General features: G+C 62.0%; 26 protein-coding genes. 21 read left to right on the forward strand and 5 right to left on the reverse strand.

What is annotated here, in order from left to right:
• Nucleotides 1–7: 7 nt before the first annotated feature.
• Nucleotides 8–2,386 (forward strand): putative bifunctional diguanylate cyclase/phosphodiesterase, encoded by a 2,379-nt coding sequence (locus tag GPICK_RS05600; protein WP_052263308.1) that lies wholly within the window; start codon nucleotides 8–10, stop codon nucleotides 2,384–2,386.
• Nucleotides 2,387–2,419: 33 nt separating this feature from the next.
• Here the strand turns inward: GPICK_RS05600 and GPICK_RS05605 are convergent, their stop codons facing one another.
• Together GPICK_RS05605 and GPICK_RS05610 are read right to left on the reverse strand one after the other, a co-directional pair.
• Complete coding sequence (locus tag GPICK_RS05605; protein ID WP_039745360.1) at nucleotides 2,420–2,875, reverse strand: NUDIX domain-containing protein; 456 nt, start codon at nucleotides 2,873–2,875, stop codon at nucleotides 2,420–2,422.
• Nucleotides 2,876–2,947: 72 nt separating this feature from the next.
• Nucleotides 2,948–3,244: a PxxKW family cysteine-rich protein gene (locus GPICK_RS05610; protein WP_039741207.1), complete on the reverse strand. Its 297-nt coding sequence runs from the start codon at nucleotides 3,242–3,244 to the stop codon at nucleotides 2,948–2,950.
• A gap of 200 nt (nucleotides 3,245–3,444) precedes the next feature.
• Here GPICK_RS05610 and GPICK_RS05615 point away from each other — a divergent pair, with 200 nt between their 5' ends.
• From GPICK_RS05615 to GPICK_RS05630, 4 genes are all read left to right on the forward strand, one after another.
• Entirely contained in the window at nucleotides 3,445–4,863 is a 1,419-nt protein-coding gene (locus GPICK_RS05615; RefSeq protein ID WP_039741209.1) for a phosphoglucomutase/phosphomannomutase family protein, read from the forward strand.
• 38 nt (nucleotides 4,864–4,901) lie between these two features.
• The gene (locus GPICK_RS05620; RefSeq protein ID WP_039741210.1) at nucleotides 4,902–5,423 is read left to right on the forward strand and encodes a ferritin; all 522 of its coding nucleotides are present in this window, start codon (nucleotides 4,902–4,904) and stop codon (nucleotides 5,421–5,423) included.
• A 66-nt stretch (nucleotides 5,424–5,489) separates the two neighbouring features.
• Nucleotides 5,490–5,702 (forward strand): DUF1450 domain-containing protein, encoded by a 213-nt coding sequence (locus GPICK_RS05625; protein ID WP_039745362.1) that lies wholly within the window; start codon nucleotides 5,490–5,492, stop codon nucleotides 5,700–5,702.
• Between the two features lie 337 nt (nucleotides 5,703–6,039).
• The gene (locus tag GPICK_RS05630) at nucleotides 6,040–7,245 is read left to right on the forward strand and encodes a hypothetical protein (protein ID WP_236685657.1); all 1,206 of its coding nucleotides are present in this window, start codon (nucleotides 6,040–6,042) and stop codon (nucleotides 7,243–7,245) included.
• A gap of 95 nt (nucleotides 7,246–7,340) precedes the next feature.
• Here the strand turns inward: GPICK_RS05630 and GPICK_RS05635 are convergent, their stop codons facing one another.
• Both GPICK_RS05635 and GPICK_RS05640 read right to left on the reverse strand, forming a co-directional pair.
• Nucleotides 7,341–8,930, reverse strand: coding sequence for a glucose-6-phosphate isomerase (locus GPICK_RS05635; RefSeq protein WP_039741214.1), 1,590 nt, complete (start codon nucleotides 8,928–8,930; stop codon nucleotides 7,341–7,343).
• 27 nt (nucleotides 8,931–8,957) lie between these two features.
• Nucleotides 8,958–9,350 carry a DUF3641 domain-containing protein gene (locus GPICK_RS05640; RefSeq protein WP_236685658.1) on the reverse strand — a complete coding sequence of 131 codons (393 nt, stop codon included), beginning with the start codon at nucleotides 9,348–9,350 and terminating at the stop codon, nucleotides 8,958–8,960.
• 230 nt (nucleotides 9,351–9,580) lie between these two features.
• On the opposite strand from GPICK_RS05640, the gene GPICK_RS05645 reads away from it, so the two are divergent.
• The 6 genes from GPICK_RS05645 to GPICK_RS05670 all read left to right on the forward strand — a co-directional run bounded on the left by GPICK_RS05645 (nucleotide 9,581) and on the right by GPICK_RS05670 (nucleotide 14,838).
• Nucleotides 9,581–10,549 (forward strand): polyprenyl synthetase family protein, encoded by a 969-nt coding sequence (locus GPICK_RS05645; RefSeq protein ID WP_039741216.1) that lies wholly within the window; start codon nucleotides 9,581–9,583, stop codon nucleotides 10,547–10,549.
• 118 nt (nucleotides 10,550–10,667) lie between these two features.
• The gene (locus tag GPICK_RS05650) at nucleotides 10,668–11,756 is read left to right on the forward strand and encodes a two-component system sensor histidine kinase NtrB (protein ID WP_236685659.1); all 1,089 of its coding nucleotides are present in this window, start codon (nucleotides 10,668–10,670) and stop codon (nucleotides 11,754–11,756) included.
• A 31-nt stretch (nucleotides 11,757–11,787) separates the two neighbouring features.
• Nucleotides 11,788–13,152: a sigma-54-dependent transcriptional regulator gene (locus GPICK_RS05655; RefSeq protein ID WP_162483475.1), complete on the forward strand. Its 1,365-nt coding sequence runs from the start codon at nucleotides 11,788–11,790 to the stop codon at nucleotides 13,150–13,152.
• Between the two features lie 2 nt (nucleotides 13,153–13,154).
• Nucleotides 13,155–13,664 carry a TlpA disulfide reductase family protein gene (locus tag GPICK_RS05660; RefSeq protein WP_039745366.1) on the forward strand — a complete coding sequence of 170 codons (510 nt, stop codon included), beginning with the start codon at nucleotides 13,155–13,157 and terminating at the stop codon, nucleotides 13,662–13,664.
• Between the two features lie 28 nt (nucleotides 13,665–13,692).
• Nucleotides 13,693–14,421: a cytochrome c biogenesis CcdA family protein gene (locus tag GPICK_RS05665; protein ID WP_039741222.1), complete on the forward strand. Its 729-nt coding sequence runs from the start codon at nucleotides 13,693–13,695 to the stop codon at nucleotides 14,419–14,421.
• A 3-nt stretch (nucleotides 14,422–14,424) separates the two neighbouring features.
• Entirely contained in the window at nucleotides 14,425–14,838 is a 414-nt protein-coding gene (locus GPICK_RS05670; protein WP_039741224.1) for a VOC family protein, read from the forward strand.
• Between the two features lie 238 nt (nucleotides 14,839–15,076).
• On the opposite strand, the gene GPICK_RS05675 is transcribed toward GPICK_RS05670, so the two are convergent.
• Nucleotides 15,077–16,369: a sensor histidine kinase gene (locus tag GPICK_RS05675; RefSeq protein ID WP_052263309.1), complete on the reverse strand. Its 1,293-nt coding sequence runs from the start codon at nucleotides 16,367–16,369 to the stop codon at nucleotides 15,077–15,079.
• Between the two features lie 239 nt (nucleotides 16,370–16,608).
• Here GPICK_RS05675 and GPICK_RS05680 point away from each other — a divergent pair, with 239 nt between their 5' ends.
• The 10 genes from GPICK_RS05680 (at nucleotide 16,609) to GPICK_RS05725 (ending at nucleotide 25,546) form a co-directional block, all read left to right on the forward strand.
• Nucleotides 16,609–17,040 (forward strand): Fur family transcriptional regulator, encoded by a 432-nt coding sequence (locus GPICK_RS05680; RefSeq protein ID WP_039741225.1) that lies wholly within the window; start codon nucleotides 16,609–16,611, stop codon nucleotides 17,038–17,040.
• 107 nt (nucleotides 17,041–17,147) lie between these two features.
• Nucleotides 17,148–19,139 carry a ferrous iron transport protein B gene (feoB, locus tag GPICK_RS05685; protein WP_039741227.1) on the forward strand — a complete coding sequence of 664 codons (1,992 nt, stop codon included), beginning with the start codon at nucleotides 17,148–17,150 and terminating at the stop codon, nucleotides 19,137–19,139.
• Nucleotides 19,136–19,315: a hypothetical protein gene (locus GPICK_RS05690; protein ID WP_039741229.1), complete on the forward strand. Its 180-nt coding sequence runs from the start codon at nucleotides 19,136–19,138 to the stop codon at nucleotides 19,313–19,315. Before feoB ends, GPICK_RS05690 begins: the two co-directional genes overlap by 4 nt.
• Before the next feature lie 15 nt (nucleotides 19,316–19,330).
• Complete coding sequence (locus GPICK_RS05695) at nucleotides 19,331–19,975, forward strand: metal-dependent transcriptional regulator (RefSeq protein ID WP_039741231.1); 645 nt, start codon at nucleotides 19,331–19,333, stop codon at nucleotides 19,973–19,975.
• Nucleotides 19,976–20,278: 303 nt separating this feature from the next.
• Nucleotides 20,279–21,328 carry an energy-coupling factor ABC transporter permease gene (locus GPICK_RS05700; RefSeq protein ID WP_039741233.1) on the forward strand — a complete coding sequence of 350 codons (1,050 nt, stop codon included), beginning with the start codon at nucleotides 20,279–20,281 and terminating at the stop codon, nucleotides 21,326–21,328.
• An 88-nt stretch (nucleotides 21,329–21,416) separates the two neighbouring features.
• On the forward strand, nucleotides 21,417–22,235 hold the full coding sequence (gene cbiQ, locus GPICK_RS05705) for a cobalt ECF transporter T component CbiQ (RefSeq protein WP_456236259.1): 819 nt from the start codon (nucleotides 21,417–21,419) through the stop codon (nucleotides 22,233–22,235).
• Nucleotides 22,232–23,014 (forward strand): energy-coupling factor ABC transporter ATP-binding protein, encoded by a 783-nt coding sequence (locus GPICK_RS05710; protein ID WP_052263310.1) that lies wholly within the window; start codon nucleotides 22,232–22,234, stop codon nucleotides 23,012–23,014. The genes cbiQ and GPICK_RS05710 overlap by 4 nt, the downstream gene beginning before the upstream one ends.
• Nucleotides 23,015–23,018: 4 nt before the next feature.
• The gene (locus GPICK_RS05715) at nucleotides 23,019–24,404 is read left to right on the forward strand and encodes an alginate export family protein (RefSeq protein WP_236685660.1); all 1,386 of its coding nucleotides are present in this window, start codon (nucleotides 23,019–23,021) and stop codon (nucleotides 24,402–24,404) included.
• An 80-nt stretch (nucleotides 24,405–24,484) separates the two neighbouring features.
• Nucleotides 24,485–24,952: a cytochrome P460 family protein gene (locus GPICK_RS05720; protein ID WP_039741235.1), complete on the forward strand. Its 468-nt coding sequence runs from the start codon at nucleotides 24,485–24,487 to the stop codon at nucleotides 24,950–24,952.
• A gap of 198 nt (nucleotides 24,953–25,150) precedes the next feature.
• Nucleotides 25,151–25,546 carry a response regulator gene (locus tag GPICK_RS05725; protein ID WP_039741236.1) on the forward strand — a complete coding sequence of 132 codons (396 nt, stop codon included), beginning with the start codon at nucleotides 25,151–25,153 and terminating at the stop codon, nucleotides 25,544–25,546.
• Nucleotides 25,547–25,594: the final 48 nt, after the last annotated feature.

Consider the following 25,594-nt stretch of genomic DNA (forward strand, 5'->3'; position numbering starts at 1 on the left):
TGCTCTCATGAAATCGAATGTGAAAGCGACGGTACGCTTGTTTGATGCCCTGACGCAACGAATCCTCCGGGTCAAGAAGGGGGTGACGGCGCGTGAATCCGAGCAGATCGAAGAACTGAAGGGCCGTATCCTACTGGTGGTCAGAACCCGCTGGCTTCTGCTTTGTTTCATCGGGGTCTACAGCGCCGTCGCCGCCGGCTTCTTTTCACTGAGCCGTTTCGGACTATTTCTGTCACCCTCCCAGTCGGTAACCCTTGCCGTCTCCCTCGTGGTGGTCATTACCCACAATCTGGCGTTGCACCGCAACATCGCCACGCTCTCACGCGACGTCCGTTTCCTGATTCCGTTCCAGGTGATTCTCGATCTGGTGCTCGTCACCGTGCTGATCCATTCGAGCGGCGGGGCGGCGAGCTGGTTCTGGCCGGTCTATCTCATCGTCACAATCGAGGCATCGTTTCTGATCGAGCGTCAGCGCGAGGTCTGGCTGGTTGGTGCGTTCGGGGGGCTGCTCTATGGGGCGCTGCTGGTCATGGAGCATTGGTCCCTCGTCCCCAATGTCCCGATGCCGTTTGTGACGGCGGAGCTTCACCACGACCCTCTTTATCTCCTCTTGAACTGGCTCTGGGTTGCGCTGCTCAATGCAGCCGTTGCGGTCATCGGCTCCTATTTCATGGCCCTGGTCCGGCGCGAGTCGGAGGCGGTCAGAGAGAGCGAAGAGCGCCTTGCCTCTTTCCTCGACTCTGCCAACGATCTGATCATGAGCATCACCGCGGAGGGGCGCTTTCTCTACGTTAACGACGCCTGGCAACATGCCCTTGGCTATGACCTCTCCGAAATCGATACGCTCTCCTTTTTCGACGTCGTGCACCCTGACAACAGGGAACAGTGTGCCGCGGAGTTGCGCCGTGCTATGACAGGGGAAAACCTCAGGCCCCTTGAAACCGTTCTCGTGGCGAGTGGGGGGAGGTTGATCATCGTGGAGGGGAACCTCACGTGCGGCAACGAGAATGGCGAACAGCCCGTCATCTGGGGGATATGCCGCGATATCACGGAGCGGAAGCAGGCGGAGGAGCAACTGTACCGCCTTGCCCACCACGATACCCTCACCGGGCTCCCGAACCGCATCCTCTTCCTCGACCGGCTCCAGCAGGCCAAGGCCCTGGCGAACCGGTACCGCCATCAGGTGGCGGTTCTCTTTCTCGACCTTGACCGCTTCAAGATCATCAACGATACCCTCGGCCATCCGGTGGGTGACAAGCTCCTCCAGAAGGTTGCCCAGCGCATTGCCGGCTGCGTTCGGGAGGTGGACACGGTCGCCCGGATCGGGGGGGATGAATTCACCATCGTGCTCGTCAACATCGACAACGTCGAAGACGTGAAGCGGATTTCCCAGAAGATCCTCCAATCGCTCTCGGTGCCGTTCACGGTCGATACGTACGAGCTCTTCATCACCACGAGCATCGGCATCACCCTCTTTCCCGCCGACGGGGACAATCTCGACACCCTCGTCAAAAAGGCCGATATCGCCATGTATCATGCGAAGGGGGAGGGGAGGAACAACTTCCAGTTCTACACCCCCCAGATGGATGAGAACGCCGACAAGCGGCTCCTGCTGGAAACGAGCCTCCGCAAGGCGCTGGATAACGATGAGTTCTGCGTTTATTACCAGCCGAAAGTCGATGTGGTCACCAAGTCCATCACCGCCATGGAGGCGCTTCTTCGGTGGAAGCACCCGAAGCTGGGGCTGGTCTCGCCGGCCGAGTTTATTCCCCTGGCCGAGGAGACGGGGCTCATCATCCCGATCGGCGAGTGGGTGCTGCGCTCCGCGTGCCGGCAAAACCGTGCGTGGCTCTCTCAGGGGCTGCCGCGGATGCGCGTGGCGGTCAACCTCTCCGGATTCCAGTTCCAGCAGAAGAACCTGCTGGAGATGATCACGGCGGTGCTGGAGGATACAGGGCTGGACGCCGATCTTCTGGAGCTCGAGATCACGGAAAGCGTCATCATGCAGAACCCCGATTTCGCCGTTTCCGTCCTCAACTCCCTCAGGGATATCGGAATCCACATCTCCATCGACGATTTCGGCACCGGGTATTCGTCCCTCGCCCACCTGAAGCGCTTTTCCGTGAACACCCTCAAGATAGACAAGTCGTTCGTCAGGGACGTGGAGATCAGTTCGGCGGATGCTGCCATCACCACGGCCATCATCGCCATGGGGAACAGCCTCAATCTCAAAGTGATCGCCGAAGGGGTCGAGACCGAGGGGCAGCTTTCCTTTCTCTCGGAAAATAAATGTGACGAGGTCCAGGGGTTCCTGTTCAGCACCCCCATGCCCGCCGCGCAGGTGGCCGAATTCCTCCAGGAACACCGGCGGGATGCGGCGGAATAGAAGGTCTACGGAGCTTCCGCGGATCGTTGCGGGCTAGCGGCTGGTTACGGGCGAGGCGTTCTTCAGGTAGTCGTCGAGAATCCGGCGATGATCAAAGCAGAGACGTTCGGGGAGAGTGGCGAGGGGGAAGACGACGGCATTCGCGGCATCGTCCGCGGCGGCCGGCAGGCCGGATGCGGTGGCGACGAACACCACCGAGATGGTGTGCTGCCGGGGGTCCCGGGATGGGTCGGAATAGCATCCGAGGAGCCGAAGGTTGGTGACCTCCAGCGAGGTCTCCTCGCGGGCTTCCCGGACGGCTGCCGCCTCCAGCGTCTCGCCGTAATCGACGAAACCTCCCGGCAGCGCCCACCCGAGCGGCTCGTTTTTCCGCTCGATGAGCACGATGCCGCCGTCGGTCTCGATGATGATATCGACCGTCGGGACCGGATTGCGGTATGCTTTCACCTTCTCCCCGCATCGGGGGCAGGCAAGGTAGTCGAAGGGCATGGGCTCCTCCTGGGCAAAAAGAAAGGGGAGGAACTGGTTCCCCCCCTTTGCCAAGCGTCCGGCGGAAACGGGTTACTTCTTCTTGCCGCCGCCACCGGAGGCCTTCTTGGAAGCCTTGAGCGGGTTGACCTTGAGATCTTCGGTCTTGATCTCGACTTTCACGTGGGTGGCGAAGTTGCAGATGCCGGCGGTCCATTTCTTGTCCGGCGCCGGGTAGGCGCTGCAGACCTTGCCGATGGTACCGTCGACGACACGCTCACACCCCTCGCAGTTTTCGACCACAACCTGGCAGGAACCGCCGGTGAATATGCAACCTTGTTTTCCCCAGAAGGTACACTCGGTACCAGGAAGAACGGTTTGACACTGCATGATGAAACCTCCTAACGTCTGTGTTTTCCGTAAATCGCGTATTTTTAAATCTAGCAATTCCAAAAGAAGAAAGTCAACAGGAAAAATCCCCTCAAAAGCCCCTTGCGCTTGACTCGCCGGGGGGTCTGTATTACGCTTTTCACTGCCTGCAAATTCAGGCCTTCGCGCGTTGCGAAGGCCATTCACAGGGGAGGGACTGTATGTATCGGATTGCCTTCGGAACCTCGGGGTGGCGGGGTATTCTCTGCGAGGATTTCACCTTCGAGAACGTGAAGGTCGTTACCCAGGCCATTGCCGACCACGTGACAGCCATCGGCGAACGGGACAAGGGGCTCATCGTCGCCTATGACACCCGTTTCATGGGTGAGCGGTTCGCGAAGGAGACCGCGCGGGTCCTGGCCGGTTCGGGGATCAAGGCCTATTTCTGCAAGCGCGACACCCCGACGCCGGTGGTCTCGTTTGAGATCCTCCGCCGCGGTGCCGCCGGGGCGATCAACTTCACGGCCAGCCACAACCCCCCAGAGTATAACGGGATCAAGTTTTCTCCCTCGTGGGGCGGGCCGGCGCTCCCCGAGACAACGGGGGATATCGAGCGACGCGCCAACGAGATGCTCGGCGAGGTCTGCTACCGGGAGCTCGCGCTGGATGAGGCGGCCCGCTCCGGTCTGCTGGAGGAGATCGACCCCCGGCGGACGTACCTGGCGGAGCTTGAGAAAAAGGTCGATTTTGCCGCCATTGCGGGGCTCGGCACCGTGGCGGTCAATGCCCTCTACGGCACCGGTCGCGGCTACCTCGACGAGCCCCTCACGGCCCACAAGGTGTCCGTCCGGACCATGAACATGCATCGAGACCCGTACTTCGGCGGCTTTCCTCCCGAGCCTTCTGAAAAGTACATCCAGGATTTCATCAATCTGGTGAAGGGAGACCCGGCAATCAGGCTCGGCATCGCCACCGACGGCGACGCCGACCGCTTCGGCATCATCGACGAGGATGGCACGTTTATCGAGCCCAACTACATAATCGCGCTGCTGCTCGATTACCTCGTCCGGGTCCGGAAGATGACTGGCGCGGTGGCGCGCAGCGTCGCCACCTCCCATCTCGTCGATGCGGTGGCGCGCAAGCACGGGATTGAGGTGATCGAGACGCCGGTTGGGTTCAAGTACATCGGCGAACTGATCAGCCAGGACCGCATCATCATTGGGGGGGAAGAGAGCGCCGGCCTCACCATCAAGGGGCATGTGCCGGAGAAGGACGGCATTCTCGCCTGTTTCCTCGTGGCGGAGATGGTGGCGCGGGAGGGGATGTCGGTAAAGCGCCTTCTGGAGAGACTCTATGGCGAGGTCGGCACGTTTGTCACCAAGCGCGAGAACATTACCCTCTCCCCGGAGCTCGAGGCGGGGTATGCCGCCAAGCAGCACCAGGCGCCGGGGGAATTCGCCGGCCTGAAGGTCAGGGAAACCGTCACCGTCGACGGGAGCAAATTCATTCTGGAAGACGGCAGCTGGCTCCTCTTCCGCAAGTCGGGAACCGAGCCGGTCGTCCGGCTTTACGGCGAGGCGTCCTCCGCGGAGAGGCTTGCGGCGGTCATGGCGGCCGGCAAGGCGTTCATCCTCGGCTGATTGCCGGCCCTTATCGAACTCACGGAGGTTTTTCATCTATGCTGAGCACTGAAATGGCAGTGGCACTGAACGGGCATCTCAATACGGAACTCTATTCCGCCCACCTCTACCTTTCCATGTCGTCCTACGCCAATTTCCTCGGTCTTAAGGGGGCCGCCAACTGGTTCATGGTGCAGTACCAGGAGGAGATGGTTCACTTTACGAAGTTCTACGATTACATCAACAGCCAGGGGGAGCATGTGAAGCTCGGTCCCCTTGATGCACCGCCGAGCGAATTTGCCAACCTTCTGGCCATGTTCCAGAAAACCATTGAGCACGAAACACACATCACGAAATGTATCAATGACCTGACCGAACTGGCGGTGCAGCAGAAGGATCACGCCACCCAGATTTTTCTCCAGTGGTTCATTACCGAGCAGATCGAGGAGGAGGAGAATGATCGTGAGATCATCGGCAAGCTGAAGCTCGTGGGGGATAACGGCTACGGGCTCCTGATGATCGATACCGAACTTGGCGCCCGGGTCTTTACGCCGCCTCCCGCCGCCGGACAGGGGGCCTGACAATCGGTTTGCGGTGCGGGAGGGGCGGTCCTGCCTGCCCTCCCGCACGAGCCTGTGGAGGTCTCCGTGAAGGTGAGATTCTGTGAGCACAACAAGGGAAAAAACAAGGCGTACCGAAAGCTCAGGGAGAATTTCCCCTCACTTGATGTGAAGATCAAGGACTGCATCAGGAAATGCGGGCCGTGCCACAAGACCCCCTTTGCCGTTGTTGATGGCAAGACCGTCTGCGGCATTGACGCCGAAGATCTGTATCACAAGATCATTAAGGAAATGGAATAACCCGCCCCTCCCATTCTTCCCCGTCTTTCCTCTCCATCCCCAACCCTGCCGTCACCAGTCATCAGGACAGCTCCCCGCCATCCTTCCAGCCTCACCGTTGAAATGTCCCCCTTTGTCGCTTTCGATGTGACTGTGGTAATGAAAAATTATTATGTGGCGCGATGTTACATGATGACAGTATTGTATACGTAATCGCTTTTGTCGAAGTCTTGCGTGGCATTTATCGAAATAAGCGATGTGGTTTAATGTGATGCGCGGGAGAGGCGTCCTGCCGGTTGCCGGCACACGTCCCACTCAGGCGGGGGGAGTCACCATGCCTATGCTCAAGAGAGCACTCATGACCATTTTCGAGAGTTGGCGCCGGATTGTCTGCATCTGTGCCGTCGTGCTGGTCGGAATTCTCGTCTCGACGGCCCACTTTCATTTCTACGGCCATCTGGAAGGACTCTATGCCCTCAGGGACAAAAATGGTGCCATCGTATTGACAGACGACTTGATTCTCGGCGACGAGGACCAGGTCGTCTTTGCGTTTCCCGTCGAGAGAGTGCTCGGATTCTTTCGCGGCGGTGTCGGGCATGCGAGCGGGATAGCCCACCTGGATACGGAGTGGTTCCGGTTCGACGGGAGTGGTTACGTCCGGTCTTACATGGCCGACGGAACATATTATCTGATGTGCTTCAGCCGGTTCATCGACAGTGCCGGCCTGGAGACCAAGGGACTGTTCGTCGGCGGGGGACTTCCCTTCGATCTGAATGGTGACCAGCGCGTCACGATGAACGAAACCGGGATGGCCTACTACAACGGCAAGGAGTGGTTGCATACCTGGTGCAACGTAAACGAGTCGATCGCCTCGGGGCAGCATCCGGAAGCCCCGATTGCACCATCCACCTGGAGGTTCCTCGGCAGTTCGGTCACGATGAAGACCGACGAAGAACTCGTTCTGACGAGCAACCATGAGGTCGATATTGACGGGACTCCCTTCCGGGTCGAACGCATCGCGTCATTCAAGGCCGGTGCCCGTCATACGACCCTCGCCATCACCATCAGAAACATCGGACGAAACCCTGCCGGTTACTATTACGTCTATGGTGATGAACCGTGGGTGGGGGATTACGGGACATCGACGGGCAATGTCGGATGGATTCAGGACCGGCTCATCAAGTACGAAACGGCAATCAGCCCCCTCAACTACGGGTGGGCGGGCTATTTCGACTACGGTAACGAGGCCGCGGGCGAGAGCCACAATCAGAGTGGCACGGCGAATTTCATCGAGTGGCAGGACGGGCTGCGTCCCGATCTCGTTTACTTCTCCAACAAGATCGGCACCTTTGCCGAAGAGAAAGACCGGGTTCCCCTCGCCAGTCCGAACAATAGGGTCATCATGCTGCAGTGGGGGCCGCGGATGCTCGTTCCCGGGCAATCCGAAACCATAATCATTTCCGTTGGCATGGCCGACGCCAACCCCGTGACCGGCTTCCCGGTCAAACCCGACACCTCGGGCACCCTTCACCTGCTCATTCCCTACCTGAAATCGGGGGTCTGAACGACCCCCCTCATCACACTTCAGCTCCGACCGACGTTCCCGTGGCATAGACGAAACGAGATGGCGTGGGCGGCGAGCATCTGCAGCCGACGACGTCATCCTGCCGTGCCGAACTGGCTCTGGAAGAGCGGTTCGGCGGCAAATATCCGTACCCCGTGGTCGGGGTTGGCCGCGGCGTGGAGCAGGATGTGGAAGACGGCCTCTACCTCGACGTCACGCCCGATGGCGGCGGCGATCTCGTCGGCGGTGGCCGGTTCCCCCCCTCCCTGCAGGTGGGCGATGACCTCGGCCTGGAGCTTCAGAACCACCCCCGCCGCCTTTTTGCCCGCCTCAACCCCCGGCTGGTGGTAGGCATTGATGTCGGTCAGCGCTGCGTAGAGACCGACGGCGCGTTCGAAGAGGGCGATCAGGACCCCGATCGTGGCGGGAGAAACCTCCGGGATCGTGATGGTGAGGGATTCGCGGCCGTTTTCGTGGAGGGCGGCGCGGGTCCCCTGGAAAAAGCCCGAGAGGTAGTCGCCGCTCGTCACCCCCGGTTCGACCTCAAGAGACTTCCCGTCGCGATCCCGCAGCACCTCGACGAAGGTCACGAAGAAGTTGTTGATCCCCTCCCGCAACTGCTGGACGTAGGCGTGCTGGTCCGTGGATCCTTTGTTGCCGTACACCGCGATCCCCTGGTTCACCACAGTGCCGGTGCGGTCGCGCTCTTTGCCGAGGGACTCCATGACAAGCTGCTGGAGGTACCGGGAAAAGAGGAGCAGGCGATCCTTGTAGGGGAGAATGACCATGTCGCGGGTACCCCGCCCGCCGGTGGCGTGGTGCCACATGAGGGCCAGGAGTGCCGCCGGGTTAGTGGCGGTCGTCCGCCGGCGGGTGAGGGCATCGCACTGCCGGGCACCTGCCAGTATCCCGTCGATGTCGATCCCCTGGAGCGCCGCCGGGAGAAGGCCGACGGCGGAAGTCTCCGACGTCCGCCCCCCCACCCAGTCCCACATCGGGAAGCGGGCCAGCCACCCGGCCTCGGTGGCGGTCCGGTCCAGCTCGCTTCCCGCGCCGGTAACTGCCATCGCATGACGGTGGAAATCAAGGCCGGCACGGCGGTAGGCGTCCTGGGCCTCAAGCATCCCGCTCCGTGTCTCCTTGGTCCCGCCGCTTTTCGAAATGACCACGGTCAGCGTTTCTGCCAGTCCGTTCCCCAGCCTGGCGAGGACCCGGTCCATGCCGTCGGGGTCGGTGTTGTCGAAAAAGTGCGGCTCCAGCCGGTCGGCGGCCGTGCCGAGGGCGTCGGCCACGAACTGAGGCCCGAGGGCCGACCCGCCGATGCCGATCACCAGCAGCCGGCGGAACCGCGTTCCTCCCGGTGCGGTGATCGTTCCCCCGTGGATGCCGGCGGCGAACTCCTTCACCCGTGCCACGGTTTCCACAATCTCCGCCGCAATCTCTTCGCTGGGTGCGAGGGAGGGGTCGCGCAGCCAGTAGTGACCCACCATCCGGTTTTCGTCGAGGTTGGCGATGGCTCCCCGTTCCAGATTCTCCATCTCCGCATAGGCGCGTTGCATCGCCGGTTCCATGCGGGCAAGAAAGTCGTCTGGGAAATTCATCCTGCTGACATCGAGCATGAGCCCCGTTTCGGGGTCGTGAAAGAGATGCTTCCGGTAGCGTTGCCACAATGCGGGTGCGTTCATGGGTTCCTCCTGGAGTCGGTCGAGGTCTCAGGCGAGGGCGCCGGTACAGCTGGAACCTTCGCCGGCGGTGCAGCAGTAGCAGTGCTGCGCCAGAAAAAGCGGGGCGCCGGTGCAGGCCGCCACTTTGAGGTCGTCTATTTTTATGGCGTTGCCGGACTTCCCCGTGATAGGAAGGCCGACCGCCTGATTGAAGTCGCAGTTGTACAGGAAACCCTTCCAGTCGACGCTTACGAGGGGCCGGCACATGATGGAACGGGCCGCATCAGGGTTGAAGCTGGTGGCGAGGAGCGCGAGGTAGCGCTCGTAGGCCCCCGTGGATTCGAGGTGCTTGCGGCAGCGGCCGATGGGGGCGTTGGTGATGGTGAACAGGTTGTTGAAGCGCACCCCGTGCCGGGCCGCGAGGGCGACAAGCACGGCCATGATAAGGGGTTTTCTGACGGGCATAGGGAAGTTATAAACCAGGCAGGGGGTGATGGCAATGGACAAAGCAGTCTTGCCTTCGCTGCCGCTGGACAACGGAGGGGGAGGGGGCGACCGCCCCCGGCAGTTCTCTGCGGAATGGCCGCGTTGCCTCGGTCCGGGGGAGAAATGCTTTGACAACAGCGGCGATATTCCTTTAGTATTGCCGAAAATTTGCCTGAGGATATGTGATGCACGCTGCCCTTGCCCTTGTCGGGGAAGACCTGAAAAACGTCGAATTACAGTTCAGAAAGGATCTGGAGTCGGATGTCTATCTCATCCGCAAGGTGGGAGAGTACGTCCTCGCCAGCGGCGGCAAGCGGATTCGTCCGGCGCTGCTCCTCCTTTCGTCGAAACTGTGCGGTTACCAGGGCGACCGGCATGTGCCGCTGGCGAGCGTCATCGAGTTCATCCACACGGCCACCCTTCTGCACGACGACGTGGTCGACAACGCTACGCTCCGGCGCGGCAACGCGTCGGCCAACGAGGTCTGGGGGAATGAGGCCTCGGTCCTCGTCGGCGACTTCCTCTTCTCCAAGTCCTTCTCCCTCATGGTCGACGCGGGAGACCTGCAGGTCCTCAAGGTGATGTCCAACGCCACCACCATCATTGCCGAGGGGGAGGTGCTCCAGCTCCTCTGCACGAGCGACCTCGAGATGAGCCACGAGCGCTACATCGAAGTGGTGAAGAGCAAGACTGCGGTCCTTCTCTCGGCCGCCTGCGAGGCGGGCGCCATCCTTGGCGGCGTTTCTCCCGAGCAGGTGGCGGCTCTCCGCGATTACGGGATGGATCTGGGGATCGCCTTCCAGCTCATGGACGACACCCTCGACTACACCGCCGTGGAGGAGCAGTTCGGCAAGGAAATCGGCCACGATCTCGAAGAAGGGAAGATCACCCTTCCCCTCATCCACACGCTCCGCCGCTGCACCGACGAGGAGCGTGAGACCATCGCCGCCATCGTGGAAAAGGACGCCATGGAACCGGGGGATTTCGAGTCGGTCTTCACCCTGGTCCACAAATACGGCGGCATCCAGTACACCACCGAGGTCGCCACCGAATACACCTCCCGTTGCAAATCCCACCTGAACGTCTTTCCCGATTCTTCGGAGAGGGATGCCCTCATCGAGCTCGCCGATTACGTGGTGAGCCGCAAGCAGTAGCGCACGGCACCAGAACCGTTCTCCTTTGCCGGTCGGCGGCCGTGGGCTTTGTCGCTCAGATTTGCCCTTGCAATATCCCCCTTCATGAACTAATAGTTGATCCATGAAGCCGTCCGGAATGCCACGCATCCTGCTTCTTGCCTCCTCCATCGTCGGGATCAGTCTCTTCCACTACCTGACCCCTCTCCATCGTCCGGCGTTGCACGATATCCTGCAGCGTCTCTATTACATCCCGATCATCATGGCGGCGTTCTGGTTCGGGCTGCGCGGCGGCCTGATCTCCTCCATCATCGTCAGCGTCCTCTACGCCCCCCACGTCCTCTTCCAGTGGGGGGTGCAGCCCTCTCTGGAACTTGAAAAATTCCTCGAAATACTCCTGTACAACGTGGTCGGCGGCGTCACGGGGTTTCTCTGCCAGAAGGAGGAGCTGCGCCGCGGTGAACTGGAGCGGACTGCCCAGGGGCTCGAAGAGTCGTACCGCACGCTCCAGCGCCAGGCTGACCTGATCATTGAAATCGAGGAGCAGCTTCGTCGCGCCGAGCGCCTGTCGACCGTCGGCGAACTGTCGGCCATGCTTGCCCATGAGATTCGCAACCCCCTCGGCTCCATCAGAGGAACGGCGGAGATTCTCCGCGACGACTTCCGGCCGGGGGACCGAAAATACGAATTCCTCGAGATCCTGCTCAAGGAAACCGACCGGCTGAACCGGGTCGTGGAGGACTTCCTCCGGCTTGCCCGCCCCATCGACGTGGAGCGCACAACCTGTGACATTGTCGCCGAGCTGCGGGAGGTCGTTACGCTCCTCGGGGGGCAGGCGGCCGGCCGTCAGGTGCGGCTCGACCTGGAGGCGGCGGAAATCCCTCCCGTGTCAGGGGACGGAGAGCGGCTCCGGCAGGTGTTTTTCAATCTCCTGCTGAACGGCATCCAGGCCACCGGCCCGGGGGGACGCGTCGCGGTGCGGGTGACACCCGTCGCTGCCAGCGGCGAGGCCCCCGCCGGGGTGGAGCTTGCATTCAGAGATACGGGAAAGGGGATCGCCGTCGCCGACATCGAACGGGTATTCACCCCGTTCTTCACCACCAAGGAGGGGGGGACCGGGCTCGGGCTTGCCATCACGCAGCGGATCGTGGAGGCCCACGGCGGCACGATCGCCGTTGAAAGCGGCGCGGGGAAGGGAACGACGTTCCGGGTGTGGCTCCCCCGATGAGGAGTGCGGAGTGAAAAGCGAGGAGAGGACCATGCAGCGAATCCTGATCGTTGACGATGACGTCTCGTTGCGGCGGGTACTGGAGTATAATCTGCAGGAGGCGGGGTACGAGGTGCTCACCGCCGGCAGCGGCGAAGAAGGGGTGCGGCTTTTCGAGGAGCGGGGGCCGGCGCTCGTGATCACCGACCTCAAGATGCCCGGTATGGGCGGCTTTCAGCTCCTCCAGCAGATAAAGGAGAAATCACCCGAGACCCTCGTCATCGTCATCACCGCCTTCGGTGCCGTGGAGACGGCGGTGGAGGCGATGAAGCTCGGCGCCTACGATTTCATCACCAAGCCGTTCAACCGTGACGCCTTGCGCCTGACGGTGCTCAAGGCCCTGGACATGCAGGGGCTCTCCCGGGAAAACCGGCGTCTGAAGGAAGAGCTGTCGGAGCGGGAGGCCTACCGGAACATTGTCGGCATCTCCCGGCGGATGGAGGAGGTCTTCCGGATTATCGGCCGGGTTGCCGACACCGAAGCAACCGTGCTCATCACGGGAGAGTCGGGAACCGGCAAGGAGCTCGTTGCCCGGGCGGTCCACGGCCAGAGCGGCCGCCGCTCCGCTCCGTTCGTCGCCATCAACTGCGCCGCCATCCCCCGCGACCTGCTGGAGAGCGAGCTATTCGGCCACGTGAAGGGGGCATTTACCGGCGCCGTGAAGGACAAGGTGGGGAAGTTCCGGCAGGCCGATGGCGGGACGCTCTTCCTCGACGAGGTGGGGGAGTTGCCGGTGGAGCTTCAGTCGAAGCTGCTGCGCGCCCTGCAGGAAAAGGAGGTGCAGCCGGTGGGAGGAACGGCGCCCCAGAAGCTCGATGTGCGGGTGGTGGCCGCCACCAACGCCGATCTCGAAGAGGCGATCGAGGAGGGGCGGTTTCGCGAAGACCTCTTCTACCGCCTTTCGGTCATCCCCGTCCACCTCCCCCCCCTGCGGGAGCGCACCGAGGATATTCCGCTGCTGGTGCGGCATTTCGTCGCCAAGCACGGCGGGGCTGCGGTGGCCTTTGCGCCGGCGACCCTGGAGGTCATGGCCGCCTACGGCTGGCCTGGCAACGTCCGGGAGTTGGAGAATACGGTGGAGCGGATGCTCATCATGCGCAACGGCGACACCATCACCCCCGAGGATCTGCCGGAGAAGGTGCGCCACGGCCGGAGCGCTCCGCGGGAGTGCCCCGTCGTCAACCTTCCGGACGAAGGGTACTCGCTGGAACAGCTCGAACGGGAGATAGTCGTCGAGGCCCTGGAGCGCAACAACTGGAACCAGAGCTCGGCGGCCCGGTTTCTGCGGATCCCCCGCCACACCCTGATCTATCGCATGGAGAAGTACACCATCACCCCTCCGGAGAAAAGACGATGAACATGATGAAGATTGCCCGCATGGTCCCGGTACTCATCCTGGTGGCGCTGCTTGGCTGTTCCCGCCCGCAGAAGCCGGCTGTCGAAGGAAGTCCCGCCCCCGATTTCACCCTGAATACCCTGAACGGCGAGCTGGTGAAGCTCTCCGATCTGAAGGGGCAGGTGGTCCTCGTCAACTTCTGGGCCACCTGGTGTCCTCCCTGCCGGGAGGAGATCCCCTCCCTCATGCGGCTCAATGCCGCCATGGCCGGCAAACCGTTCCGGATGCTCTGCGTCTCCATCGACGAGGGGGGGAAGGTCGCCATCGAGGAGTTCTTCCGCAAGAGCGGGTACTCCCTCCCCACGCTCCCCGACACCGACAAGCGGGCCGGCACGCTGTACGGCATCACCGGCGTCCCCGAGACTTTTGTCATCGACAAACGGGGTGTTATACTCAAAAAAGTCGTCGGCGGCATGGAGTGGGACCGTCCCGACGTTGTCGCGTATCTCACCGATATCATGAACAAACCGTAGCGGCCCGGTCCGGCGGTTCGAGGTATCCATGCAGCCAGCCAACATCACCTTTTTCGGCGCGTTTCTCGCGGGGCTCCTCTCGTTCCTCTCCCCCTGCGTACTCCCCCTGATCCCTTCGTACATCACCTACATCACCGGTCTCTCCTTCGCCGATCTCCAGGCGGAGCACCCGACCCACAAGGTCCGGCAGCAGACCATGATCCATTCGCTCCTCTTCATCGCCGGCTTCACCGTGGTATTCGTGCTGCTCGGGGCCTCGGCCACGTTCGTGGGGGGCTTTCTCCAGGAGCATATGGAGAGCATCCGCAAGGTGGGGGGGGTACTGATCGTCATCTTCGGGATCCACGTCTCGGGGGTGCTCCCGATCCACATGCTCCTGGGCGAAAAGCGGTTCACCGTCCACCGCAAACCGGCGGGCTATCTGGGGAGCTTACTCGTCGGCCTCGCCTTTGCGGCCGGCTGGACCCCCTGCATCGGCCCGATCCTGGCGACGATCCTCATGGTGGCGGCCACCGAGGATACGGTCTTCCACGGCATCGCCCTCCTCTTCGCCTATTCCATGGGGCTTGCCATCCCCTTTTTCCTCTCCTCCCTCGCCATGCACCAGTTTCTCGTCTTATTCAACCGGTTCAAGAAGCATATCCGCGTCCTCGAGATCGTGACCGGCGTCTTCCTGGTCATCGTCGGCGTCATGATCTTCACCAACTACCTGAGCGTTCTCTCCCGCTATACCATGAAATGGTTGGGAGGAAACTGACGGGTGGGCGTCCCTCTGTTTTCGATTCAACTGGCGGTGGCCGATCTCGATGCCACGGAGGCCTTCTACGGCGGCATCCTCGAGCTCGACGTCATGCGGGCCCTGACGGCCCGCGGCGCTCCGGAGCATCTGACCCTGAATCAGGGCAGGGGGGAGATCATCTTCGTGGAAGAGGAGGCGGTGGCCCGGGCCCATCCGCTGCTTGGAGAGCGGCTCGATGAGTATCCCAAGGGGGTCGGCATGACCATCCACGTGACGGTCGGCGACATCGTCGGGACGTACGAGGCGGTGCTGGAGGAGGAGCTGGAGATCTTCTACCCGTTGGAGATGAAACCTTACGGCATCAGGGAATTCTGGTGTTTCGACCCTGACGGGTTCCTGGTCGCCGTCGAGGAGCAGAAAAGCAGAGGGGCGTGATGATCACGCCCCTTCGTTGCGGTCCTTCTTTTCGTTCTTCCGACCGGAAGAGCAGCCATCGGCCATTCAGGTCGAAACCCCGAGCCGGGGGAGGATCACCCGGTTGAGGATGACCCAGAAGGCGAGAAAGCCTCCCATCATCAGCAGTTCTTTCATGATTGCACCTCCCGAAACAAGAATATCAGATATCTGAATTGTTGAATAGGTTGTTTTGTGCGGCAGGTGCGCTCTTCTCGTGTCAGGGGAGGGTAAAGTAGAACGTCGCCCCCGCGTTGACCATCCCCTCGGCCCACACACTCCCCCCGTGGCGCTGGATGATCCGTTTCACCGTCGCAAGCCCCACGCCGGTCCCCTCGAACTCGTGCCGGTGGTGGAGCCGCTGGAAGGCGCCGAACAGCTTGCCGGAGTATGCCATGTTGAAACCGGCCCCGTTGTCCCGGACGTAACAGACCCGCTTTCCATCCTGCTCCTCCACGCCGAAGCTGATTTCCGTCTCTTCTCTCTTGCCGGAGTATTTCCAGGCATTGCCGAGCAGATTTTCCAGCGCCACCCGGAGCAGGTTTGCATCGCCGCGAACCATGACTTCCGGCGCAATGACGATGCGGACCCGACGCTGGGGCGACGAGGCGGTCAGCTCAGAGCAGATCTCCCGCGCCATGGCGCCGAGATCCACATCTCCCAGCGTGAGTGTCCCCGTCGTTATCCGGGAAAGCGTCAGCAGGTCGTCGATGAGGGTTTCCATCCTCCTGGTTGCATTGCATATCCGGGTCAGATATTCCTTCCCGCTTTCGGGTACCGTCTCGGCGAACTCCTCCAGGAAAATCCGGGTGTAACCCTCGATGTGACGCAGCGGCGCCCGCATGTCGTGAGAGACCGAATAGCAGAAGCTCTCCAGCTCCCGGTTGACCATCTCGTACTGGGCGGTCCGTTCCCTGACCCGCTGCTCCAGCTCGTCGTTGAGGCGTCGGATCTCCCCCTCCGCCTTCACCCGGGCGGTGATGTCGCGCATGATGATCTGGGCCGCCGGTTCCCCTCGGTAATTCATCGGGATGCCGATGGTTTCTATGTCGATCACCTCTCCGTCCAGGCGAACCAGCTTTTGCCTCGACAGGGGGACGCAGAGCTTCTCCTCGTAAATTTGGCGGATTCGGGTACGGACCAGGTCGCGTACGTCGAGATGGACGAAGTCGGCAAGCGGTTTTCCGATGAGTTGGTCGGCACGTTCGGCGCCATAGAGGGCAACGGCGGCCCCGTTTACATAAACATACCTCCCTGCGGAATGGACTACGATGGCGTCAGGTGAAGACTCCACGAGGGAGCGGTACCGTTCCTCGCTGTCGCGCAGCCGTGCTTCGGCCCCCCTGGGGTCTCCTATTTCGCAGCTGGAATTGGCGGAATTCGCTGTCTCGTCGCTTCGGCACATGGCGAAGGCTTTCGTGGCCGCACGTTCGCGTTCCTCGAGGTCGCTGACACGCTTTCTGAGGTGCTGCAGCTCCTTCAAGAGCTCTTCTCGGGTTGTAGCGGTTTTCATGGTGAGTATCGGTTTCCTTGCTTGTTGTCGGTGCCGGCCGGAGATCTTCCCGCAGGTTTGTCTGTCGGTGGGGACAGGTAAGGTCATTCTGGCAAAAATTGCCGGAATTGTCGATGGCTTCTGAGGTGTCAGCACGGGAAGTCCTGCGGAAAAACGCGAGGAGAGCGGTGTGGAGAAAGGGGTTGACTTTCGCCGGGCAATAATCTAATTTGAAAATCACTTTCACCTGAGGGGCGGGAATGAAGCGGGTCAAAAAGCAGATTTTCCATGACTACATTGCCAAGCAGGGCCTCAAGTCGACCAGACAGCGGGATATCATCCTCGAGGCATTCCTCTCTTCGGAGCGCCACCTCAGCATCGAGGAACTCTACCTGAAGCTCCGGGCGAAGCACCCCAACATCGGTTACGCCACGGTCTACCGGACCCTCAAGCTCTTCGCCGATTCGGGGATTGCCCGCGAGATGCAGTTCGGCGACGGGCAGACCCGCTACGAACACGTGGGGGAGGGAGAGCACCACGATCATCTCGTCTGCACCGGCTGCGGAACCATCATCGAGTTCGAGAACGAGACGATCGAGACGCTCCAGAACGAAGTCGCCGCCGCCCACGGCTTCCTGATAAAGACCCACAAGCTGGAGCTCTACGGGCTGTGTGCCCGGTGTCAGAGGTAGCAGGTACCACCATGCGTCGCATGCAGCGGAAGGGTGCGGCGTGTTTTTTTGAGAAGCATCATGAAAGTGATTTTCACTAACATAATTTATGGCTTGAGGTAGTCCTGATGTCCCTATTCAAGAAGAAATCGTCCTGTCATGGCAACGAAACAAGCCCCTCCGCCCGGGGGAAGAAGGTCGCCCTCGTCGGCAATCCCAACGTCGGAAAGAGTGTCCTCTTCAACGCCCTTACCGGCGCCTACGTGGCGGTCTCCAACTACCCCGGCACGTCGGTGGAGGTCTCCCGCGGCGGTGCGACCATCGACGGCACCCCCTACGAGATCATCGACACCCCGGGCATGTATTCGATCCTCCCGATCACCGAGGAAGAGCGGGTGGCGCGGGAGATCCTCCTCACCGAGAAGCCCGACGTGGTGCTTCACGTCCTCGACGCCCGCAACCTGGAGCGGATGCTCACCATGACGATCCAGCTCGTGGAGGCGGGGCTGCCGGTCATCCTCGTGGTGAACATCATGGACGAGGCGGAGCGGATGGGGCTCGTCATCGACATCCCGCTCCTGGCCGAAAAGCTCGGGATTCCGGTCATCGGGGCCGCCACCGCCAAGAAGCGGGGGCTTCCGGAGATCCGGCAGGCCATCGCCTCCTGCGATGCGGGGCGTCATGCGGTCTTCGGCTACAGCCGGCGGCTCGAAGGAGACATCGACGAGATCGCGGGGCTCCTCCACGGCGAGTACACCCTGGCAAAGAAGGCTCTGGCGCTGCTCCTGCTCCAGCGGGACGACGAGATTGCGCGCCTCGTGAAGGCCCAGGAGGGTGAACGGGCGCCTCTCATCGCAGAACGGGTGAAGGAGAAGGTCTTCGAGCGGCGGGAGTCATTCCACCTCGACCTCTCCCTGGAGCGGAAGCAGGTCGTGAAGGGGCTCGTGGACGGGGTTGTGCAGGTTCCCGCAAAGCGCCGGGTGACCTTCGGCGAGCGGCTCTCCTCCTGGTCCGTCAACCCCATAACCGGCGTGCCGCTGCTTCTGGTCGTCCTCTACTACGGTCTCTACGAGTTCGTCGGCGTCTTCGGGGCCGGAACCCTGGTCGATTTCCTGGAAGGGAAGCTCTTCGAGGAGCTGTTCAACCCGTGGATCTCGAAGCTGGTGAAGGGGCTCATCCCGTGGGAGGTGATCCAGGAGCTCTTCGTCGGTGAATACGGGGTGATCACCCTGGGGCTCCGCTATGCCGTGGGGATCATCCTCCCCATCGTCGCCACCTTCTTCCTCTTCTTCTCGATCCTGGAAGACAGCGGCTACTTCCCGCGGCTCGCGCTGCTGGTGGACCGGCTCTTCAAGAAGATCGGCCTCACCGGCCGCGCCGTGATCCCGATGGTGCTCGGCTTCGGCTGCGACACCATGGCCACCATGGTCACCCGGACCCTGGAGACGGTGCGGGAGCGGATCATCGCCACGGTGCTCCTGGCGCTCGCCATCCCCTGTTCGGCCCAGCTCGGCGTCATCATGGCGCTCCTCTCCAAGGCGCCGGGTGCGCTGGCGCTCTGGAGCGTCTGCCTCCTGGTGATCTTCCTCGTGATCGGGCTGCTGGCGGCCCGGATCATGCCGGGAGAGACCCCCATGTTCTACATGGAGCTCCCCCCCATGCGGCTGCCGCAGCTCTCCAACGTCATGACCAAGACCTACACCCGGATGCAGTGGTACTTTCTGGAGATTCTCCCCCTCTTCATCTTCGCGTCGGTGATGCTCTGGCTCGGCAAGATCACGAAGTTCTTCGACACGCTCGTCGCCTGGATGGAGCCGGTCATGACCTCCATCGGGCTTCCCAAGGAGTCGGCGGTGGCCTTCATCTTCGGCTTCTTCCGGCGCGACTACGGCGCCGCCGGTCTCTACGACCTGCAGACCAAGGGGCTCATGAACCCGCGGCAACTGGTGGTGGCGGCGGTGACTCTCACCCTCTTCGTGCCGTGCGTGGCCCAGTTTCTGATGATGAAGAAGGAGCGGGGACTCAAGACCGCCACCATCATCGCCATATTCATCTCCGTTGCCGCCTTCGGGAGCGGCTGGCTTCTGAACCGCCTCATCCTCGTCACGGGGATCCTATGATCCGGTGCGGGTTTTGCGGACATGAATTCCCCGAGGACGAGGGGATCCGCTCCTGCGGCAAGTGCGGCAAGCCGGGCGGATGCCGGATGGTGCGCTGCCCCAAATGCTTCTACGAGAATCCGCCGGAGCCGAAATCGCTCAAGACGCTGAAAAAACTGTTCGAAAAGATAAAATAAGTGCAAGGAGACGATATGAAACTGTCCCACAAAGCAGAAGAGATCCTCGAAGCGCTCTGGATGGCGGTCGAGGAGGAGAAGCGCGGCTTTCTCGAGGCGGACAAGATCAAGATCCCGGCCGACGATTCCGCCTACGCCGAACTCGCCTCCCTCGCCTTCGTCGAGGTGCGTGACGGCCGCGTCTACCTCCGTGCCGAGGGGAAGGAGGAGGGGAAGCGGACCGTGCGCCGGCACCGGCTGGCGGAGCGGCTCATGATGGATGTCCTCAACATCCGGGGGGATAACGCCGAAGACAAGGCGTGCGAGTTCGAGCACCTGCTCCACGAAGAGGTGGACGCCAAGGTCTGCACCATGCTTAACCACCCCACCACCTGCCCCCACGGCAAGCCGATCCCCCCCGGCGACTGCTGCGACGTGGCCCGAAAGAGCGGCGACCTCGGCGTGGTCCCCCTCACGGAGCTCAAGGCGGGGGACGAGGGGGAGATCGCATACATCCTCACCGAGGACGACATCAAGATGCGCAAGCTGATGGCGATGGGGGTCCTGCCGGGAAACCGGATCAACCTGATGCAGACCTTCCCCTCGTACATCTTCCGGGTCGGCTATTCGGAGTTCGCCATCGACACCAACCTGGCGCGGGAGATCTTCGTCAGGCGCTAGTGCCGCGCCATGAAAGGGGGACTGTTGCCATCGACGACGGTCCGAGCGGAATGTCGAACCCTCTCCCCAGGGGAGAGAGTGGCTGAAGACCGGGTGAGGGGAAACCTGGGTTAGCCACGTGCAATTGGTGTCGTCTTGAATGCCAAGTTGAATCAATAGAGCTGGTTCCCGATCTGAATGAATAATCCCTTGACGCGGTAGTTTGCGGGGTGTATGTATGTCGTGTTACTGATTTCGAATTTGGTAACACCGAGCAGCGACCCATCGCCGCGTCGGTAATTAATGGTTCGGAAGGGAATATTCATGCATATGGCAGACGCGCTGCTGTCCCCGGCGGTTGGCGGCACGATGTGGGCCGCCACGGCCGGGATGATCGCATACAGCTCGCGGAAGGTGCGGCAGGAGCTCGACGACCGGAAGGTCCCGCTGATGGGGGTGCTCGGGGCGTTCCTCTTTGCCGCCCAGATGATCAACTTCAGCATCCCTGCCACCGGCTCCAGCGGTCACCTGGGAGGTGGGCTCCTCCTCACGATACTCCTCGGGCCCTGGGCGGCATTCCTGACCATTGCCTCCGTGCTGGTGGTCCAGGCGCTTTTCTTTGCCGATGGGGGGCTGCTCGCCCTCGGCTGCAACGTGTTCAACATGGGGTTCATCCCCGCGTTCATCGTCTACCCCCTGGTTTACCGGCGGATCGCCGGGAAGAGTCCCAGCCAGGCGCGGCTCACGACGGCGATCATGATTTCGGCCATTGTCGGCCTGCAGCTGGGACCGTTCGGTGTTGTCCTGGAGACGTGGTTTTCGGGGATATCGGCCCTGCCGTTTTCGACCTTCGCGCTCCTCATGCAACCGATCCACCTTGCCATCGGCATTGTGGAGGGGGTGGTGACCGTGGCCGTTGTCTCGTTCGTATTCAAGGCCCGCCCCGAGATTCTGCATGGTGCCCTGGAAGCGCACCCCAGCGGCGTCCGGCCGCTGCGTGCGGTGGCGGCCGCATTTCTGGCTGCCGCCATTCTGACGGGGGGGATCGTCTCCTGGTTCGCTTCCAAGGACCCCGACGGCCTTGAATGGGCCATTGCCCGGGTGACCGGCACGGAGGCGCTGAAAGGGCCGGAGCAGGGACTCCACCGGGCGTTGGCCGGCGTGCAGGGGAAGACGGCGTTCCTCCCCGATTACTCCTTCAGAAAACCGGCCGAGCCGCAGAATGGGGGAGTGAAACCCGAAGGCGAGGCCAGGAACGGTGATGCGGACCGGCTGGGCACCAGTGTCGCGGGTGTCGTCGGGGTCCTGATGACGCTGGCCCTGGCCCTGCTGGCCGGTTTCGTCCTGAAGAAGCGGAAGCAGTCGGCCTGCTGAGGCGGTACGCCGACTCACGGACACGCTCTTAATCTCTGCCGAACACGGGGGAGGGGGGACGGCAACCCTCCCTCTCTTTTTATGAAAGATGGGCATGGCATCTCTTGACGGAGCACTCCTCGACTTCAAGCGGCTGGATCAGCTGGCGACCGGGAACACGCCGCTCCACCGGCTCGACCCGCGGGCCAAGGTCCTGGTGGTCCTCGTCTTCATCATTTCGGTAATCTCCTTCAACCGATACGAAGTAAGCGCCCTGGTCCCCTTCTTCATCTTTCCGCTGGCCATGGTTTCCCTCGGCAATCTCCCGGCCGGATACCTCGCCCGGAAAATAGCGCTCCTCTGCCCCTTCGCTCTCATGGTGGGGGTGTTCAACCCGCTGTTCGACCGGGAGATCCTCGTCCATCTCGGCCCCGTCGGCATCAGCGGCGGCTGGATTTCGTTCGCCTCCATCATCGTCCGCTCCGTGCTGACGGTGGGGGGAGCCCTCGTCCTGGTTGGCGTCACCGGCTTCACCTCCGTCTGCAGCGCCCTGGAACGGATGGGGATGCCCCAGACCTTCGCCGTGCAGCTCCTCTTCCTCTACCGTTACATCTTCGTCCTGACCGAGGAGGGGGCACGGATGGCCCGGGCCCGGGAACTGCGCTCCTTCGGCAGGAGGGGGATGGAGGTGAGGGTCTTCGGCTCCCTCGTGGGGCATCTGCTGCTGCGGACCTGGGAGCGGGCCGAACGGATCCACCTTGCCATGCTCTGCCGGGGGTTCCGCGGCGAATTCCATCTGCGCCGGCCATATCGCTTCGGCGTTCCCGAGATCCTGTTCATCACCGGGTGGACGGCACTGTTCATACTCTTCCGACTGGTCAATGTTCCTGCCCTCTTCGGGGGGTGGATTATGGAGATGTTCCGATGAGCCACCATATCGTCGAAGCGAGGGAGCTGCGCCATACCTATCCGGACGGCACCGCCGCCCTCAACGGGGTCTCCTTCCGGATCCACCACGGCGAGGCCGTGGCGGTCATCGGCGCCAACGGGGCGGGAAAGTCGACCCTGCTCCTCCACCTGAACGGCTACCTGGTCCCCACGGCAGGAGAGGTCCGGATCGGCGATTTCCCCCTGACGAAGGAGACCCTGCCGGAGGTGCGGCGAACGGTGGGGATGGTGTTCCAGGACCCGGACGACCAGCTCTTCATGCCGACGGTATTCGACGACGTTGCCTTCGGCCCCCAGAACCTGGGGCTTCCCCCGCAGGAAGTGGAGCTCCGGGTGCGGGAATCCCTGCGCCGGGTCGGGGCGGAGCACCTGGGGGAAAAGCCCCCCCACCGGCTCTCGGGGGGAGAGAAGAAGCGGGTCGCCATCGCCACGGTTCTCGCCATGTCCCCCGACATCCTCGTCATGGACGAGCCGACCGCCGGCCTCGACCCCTTTGCCCGCCGCCAGCTGATGGGTCTTTTGAAAGAGTTCCATCACACCCGGATCTTTACGAGCCATGACCTCGACATGGTGCTGGAACTGTGCGAGCGGGTCATTGTCCTCAGGGAGGGGGCGGTCGTGGCCGATGGTCCGGCCCGGGAGATTTTCCGCAACGAGGAGCTTCTGGCCGCCTGCCGGCTGGAGAAGCCCCTCTCGATGCAGGGGTGCCCGGTATGCGGGACTTCACATCTATCTCAGAACTACACGACGGAGGAATGAACGGATGAAAAGATTTGTCGCCCTGCTTTGCCTGACCCCTGCGCTTTACACCGCCGGTGGCTGCGGTAACGCCCGTGCCGCGGGAGATCCGCCCCCCGCTTTGGCTTCGGACGGTACCGGTCCCCATACGGTGCAGGAGAGCGTGGAGGCGGTCCTCGCCAAGCCGGAGGAGCCACCCTTCGAGTACAAGGCAGGGGTGAACGGCTTTCTGCGGGGGGAAGGGGCCGGCAGCTTCCGGCTTCCGGATTTCAGCGTCACGCCAAATCACGCCGAAGGACGCTTTCTTTACCGCGTGAAGCCCTATCTCTACTGGCATCCCACCGACTGGCTCGATCTCCACGCCGAGGGGGAGGGGTACGGTTTCACCGGCGGCAGTCAGTACTACGGCAAGGTCTCCCTCTACCAGGGATTCGCCGAGCTCAAGTGTCCGAAACAGGAAGGGACTTCCTTCAAGGCCGGGCGCCAGGAGCTTGTCTACGGCAGCGCCTTCATGCTCGGCAGCGACACCTTCTACAAGGGGCTCAGCTACGATGCCCTGCGGCTGCGCCTTTCGCCCGTGAAGCCCCTGACCGTCGATCTCTTCGGCGGATGGTACGCTACCCCCTGGTCCGGCGGCATCGCGGGGAACCTGGCGGGCGGGTACGCCACCTGGACCTTCTCCGGAGGGACATCCCTCGATGCCTACGCCCTGCGCGACACCGGCTCCGTCGACCATCATCCCGGCGAACACCGCAACAGCTTCGGCCTGCGGGGGGTGGCGAAGCTCGGCCCGGCACGCCTTGAGGTCGAGCCGGTCTGGCAGACGGGGCGGCGCTTCAACGGGGTGGACGCCAACGAGAGCATCGGCGCCTGGGGCGGTCATGCGGACCTTGCCGCCGATGCCCCCATCGGGGGGCTGACCAACCATTTCTTCGCCAGCGCCGCCTACGGCTCCGGGAGCCGCGACGCCGTCACCGGCGGGAGCGCCCGGAAGGAATTCCTGAACCAGGCCAACGACACCCCCCTCACCGGGGATATGAGTGTCATCGGCGACCTCTCCGGGCTTACCCTTACCGACGGTGCCGGCGCGGGGCACCGTGCCAGCGGCCTCCAGATCTACACCGCCGGCTGGGGGGTCGACCTGACGAAGGAACTCAACCTTACCGCCACGGGACGTTATTTCCTCGCCAATTACGTGGAAACAGGCTTCAGCCGTCGCCTTGGTCTTGAAGCCGATTTCACCCTCACCTACACGGTGAGCGACAACCTCTCCCTCATCGCCGGCTATGACCGTTTCTTCACCGGTGGTTTCTTCCGCGACGCCACGGGGAGCGGCAGCGACATCCATTACGGCTACCTGATGCTCCAGTTCGACCTGGCACACCAGAAGCCGAAACTGGCCGCCCGCTGAAGCAACCTTTCCCGTGACACGGGGCGATATTTTCGCTACCCTGCCCCCGTTCACGTTCCGCACACGAAAGGGGAAACAGCATGAAGCGCATCGCCACCGCGGCCGCCGTCCTGCTCGTGGCCGCAACTGCCGCCACCGCCGCCGATACGGCCACTCTGCCGAAGGATTATGAAAAGTGGGCGAAGAGCAAGGAGAAGGTCATCAGCGACAAGAGCTCCCTCTTCTATGGCATCCACCACATTTACGTCGACAAGAAGGCAATGCCTCCCTACCAGTCCGGCGGGAAGTATTCCGAAGGAGCCCGCTTCGTCGTGGTCAACTACACGATCAAGGAAGAGGGGGGGAAGCCGGTCAAGGGGAAGAAAAGTATGGTAGTTCTCATGAAAAAGGACAAGAAGCAGAGCGCCACCGGCGGATGGCTTTTTGCCGGCTTCACCCCCGAAGGGAAACCCTCCGGCATCGATCCGGTCAAGAACTGCTTTGAGTGCCACCTGAAGGACGCGAAGGCAACCGATCTGATCATCTCGAAATACGCCGACTTCAAGTAACCACCCGTTGCCGACGGGGGGACAGAGAGCGCCGCGGGAAACCGTGGCGCTTTTTTTGTATCGGCGAGGGAATTCGGCCGGTTATGAAACTTTTTTCTCAATAATTTTCGCCGTCGGTCGAAGAGCAAAAGAAGACCTTAAAACGGAAAACGCCGGCGAGGGATGGAGCATGCCGGAAGGGACCGAAAGGAGACATTAATGAAGACATTGATCGTGGAAGACGATTTCATCTCGCGAAAGATCATGAAGGAGCTCCTGGCGCCGCTCGGCGAGACCGACATCGCCATTGACGGCGCCGAGGCGATCCAGGCCTTCCGTATCGCCCACGAGGAGCGGCGCCCCTATGATCTGATCTGCATGGACATCATGATGCCGAATATGGACGGCCACGAGGCGCTGGCCCAGATCAGGGAGTACGAAAAAGAGCGGGGGATTGCCGCTGCCACCGAGGCGAAAGTGATCATGACCACCGCCCTCGACGATCCGAAGAACGTGGTGGAGGCGTTCTACCGCGGCGGGGCCACCTCCTACCTCGTGAAGCCGATCACCCGGCAGAAGCTTATGCAGGAGATCCGGAGCCACGGGCTGCTCTGAAGCCCCGTCGGATTCTTCGGTCAGTCAGGAAAAACCTGAGGGCTTTTG

Source organism: Geobacter pickeringii (assembly GCF_000817955.1).
Lineage (GTDB): Bacteria > Desulfobacterota > Desulfuromonadia > Geobacterales > Geobacteraceae > Geobacter > Geobacter pickeringii.

Coding starts and splice junctions, on each gene's coding strand:
- GPICK_RS05600 (WP_052263308.1), top strand. CDS start 8: ATGAAATCGAATGTGAAAGCGACGGTACGCTTGTTTGATGCCCTGACG.
- GPICK_RS05605 (WP_039745360.1), bottom strand. CDS start 2,875: ATGCCCTTCGACTACCTTGCCTGCCCCCGATGCGGGGAGAAGGTGAAA.
- GPICK_RS05610 (WP_039741207.1), bottom strand. CDS start 3,244: ATGCAGTGTCAAACCGTTCTTCCTGGTACCGAGTGTACCTTCTGGGGA.
- GPICK_RS05615 (WP_039741209.1), top strand. CDS start 3,445: ATGTATCGGATTGCCTTCGGAACCTCGGGGTGGCGGGGTATTCTCTGC.
- GPICK_RS05620 (WP_039741210.1), top strand. CDS start 4,902: ATGCTGAGCACTGAAATGGCAGTGGCACTGAACGGGCATCTCAATACG.
- GPICK_RS05630 (WP_236685657.1), top strand. CDS start 6,040: ATGACCATTTTCGAGAGTTGGCGCCGGATTGTCTGCATCTGTGCCGTC.
- GPICK_RS05635 (WP_039741214.1), bottom strand. CDS start 8,930: ATGAACGCACCCGCATTGTGGCAACGCTACCGGAAGCATCTCTTTCAC.
- GPICK_RS05640 (WP_236685658.1), bottom strand. CDS start 9,350: ATGGCCGTGCTTGTCGCCCTCGCGGCCCGGCACGGGGTGCGCTTCAAC.
- GPICK_RS05645 (WP_039741216.1), top strand. CDS start 9,581: ATGCACGCTGCCCTTGCCCTTGTCGGGGAAGACCTGAAAAACGTCGAA.
- GPICK_RS05650 (WP_236685659.1), top strand. CDS start 10,668: ATGCCACGCATCCTGCTTCTTGCCTCCTCCATCGTCGGGATCAGTCTC.
- GPICK_RS05655 (WP_162483475.1), top strand. CDS start 11,788: ATGCAGCGAATCCTGATCGTTGACGATGACGTCTCGTTGCGGCGGGTA.
- GPICK_RS05660 (WP_039745366.1), top strand. CDS start 13,155: ATGATGAAGATTGCCCGCATGGTCCCGGTACTCATCCTGGTGGCGCTG.
- GPICK_RS05665 (WP_039741222.1), top strand. CDS start 13,693: ATGCAGCCAGCCAACATCACCTTTTTCGGCGCGTTTCTCGCGGGGCTC.
- GPICK_RS05675 (WP_052263309.1), bottom strand. CDS start 16,369: ATGAAAACCGCTACAACCCGAGAAGAGCTCTTGAAGGAGCTGCAGCAC.
- GPICK_RS05680 (WP_039741225.1), top strand. CDS start 16,609: ATGAAGCGGGTCAAAAAGCAGATTTTCCATGACTACATTGCCAAGCAG.
- feoB (WP_039741227.1), top strand. CDS start 17,148: ATGTCCCTATTCAAGAAGAAATCGTCCTGTCATGGCAACGAAACAAGC.
- GPICK_RS05690 (WP_039741229.1), top strand. CDS start 19,136: ATGATCCGGTGCGGGTTTTGCGGACATGAATTCCCCGAGGACGAGGGG.
- GPICK_RS05695 (WP_039741231.1), top strand. CDS start 19,331: ATGAAACTGTCCCACAAAGCAGAAGAGATCCTCGAAGCGCTCTGGATG.
- GPICK_RS05700 (WP_039741233.1), top strand. CDS start 20,279: ATGCATATGGCAGACGCGCTGCTGTCCCCGGCGGTTGGCGGCACGATG.
- cbiQ (WP_456236259.1), top strand. CDS start 21,417: ATGGGCATGGCATCTCTTGACGGAGCACTCCTCGACTTCAAGCGGCTG.
- GPICK_RS05710 (WP_052263310.1), top strand. CDS start 22,232: ATGAGCCACCATATCGTCGAAGCGAGGGAGCTGCGCCATACCTATCCG.
- GPICK_RS05715 (WP_236685660.1), top strand. CDS start 23,019: ATGAAAAGATTTGTCGCCCTGCTTTGCCTGACCCCTGCGCTTTACACC.
- GPICK_RS05720 (WP_039741235.1), top strand. CDS start 24,485: ATGAAGCGCATCGCCACCGCGGCCGCCGTCCTGCTCGTGGCCGCAACT.
- GPICK_RS05725 (WP_039741236.1), top strand. CDS start 25,151: ATGAAGACATTGATCGTGGAAGACGATTTCATCTCGCGAAAGATCATG.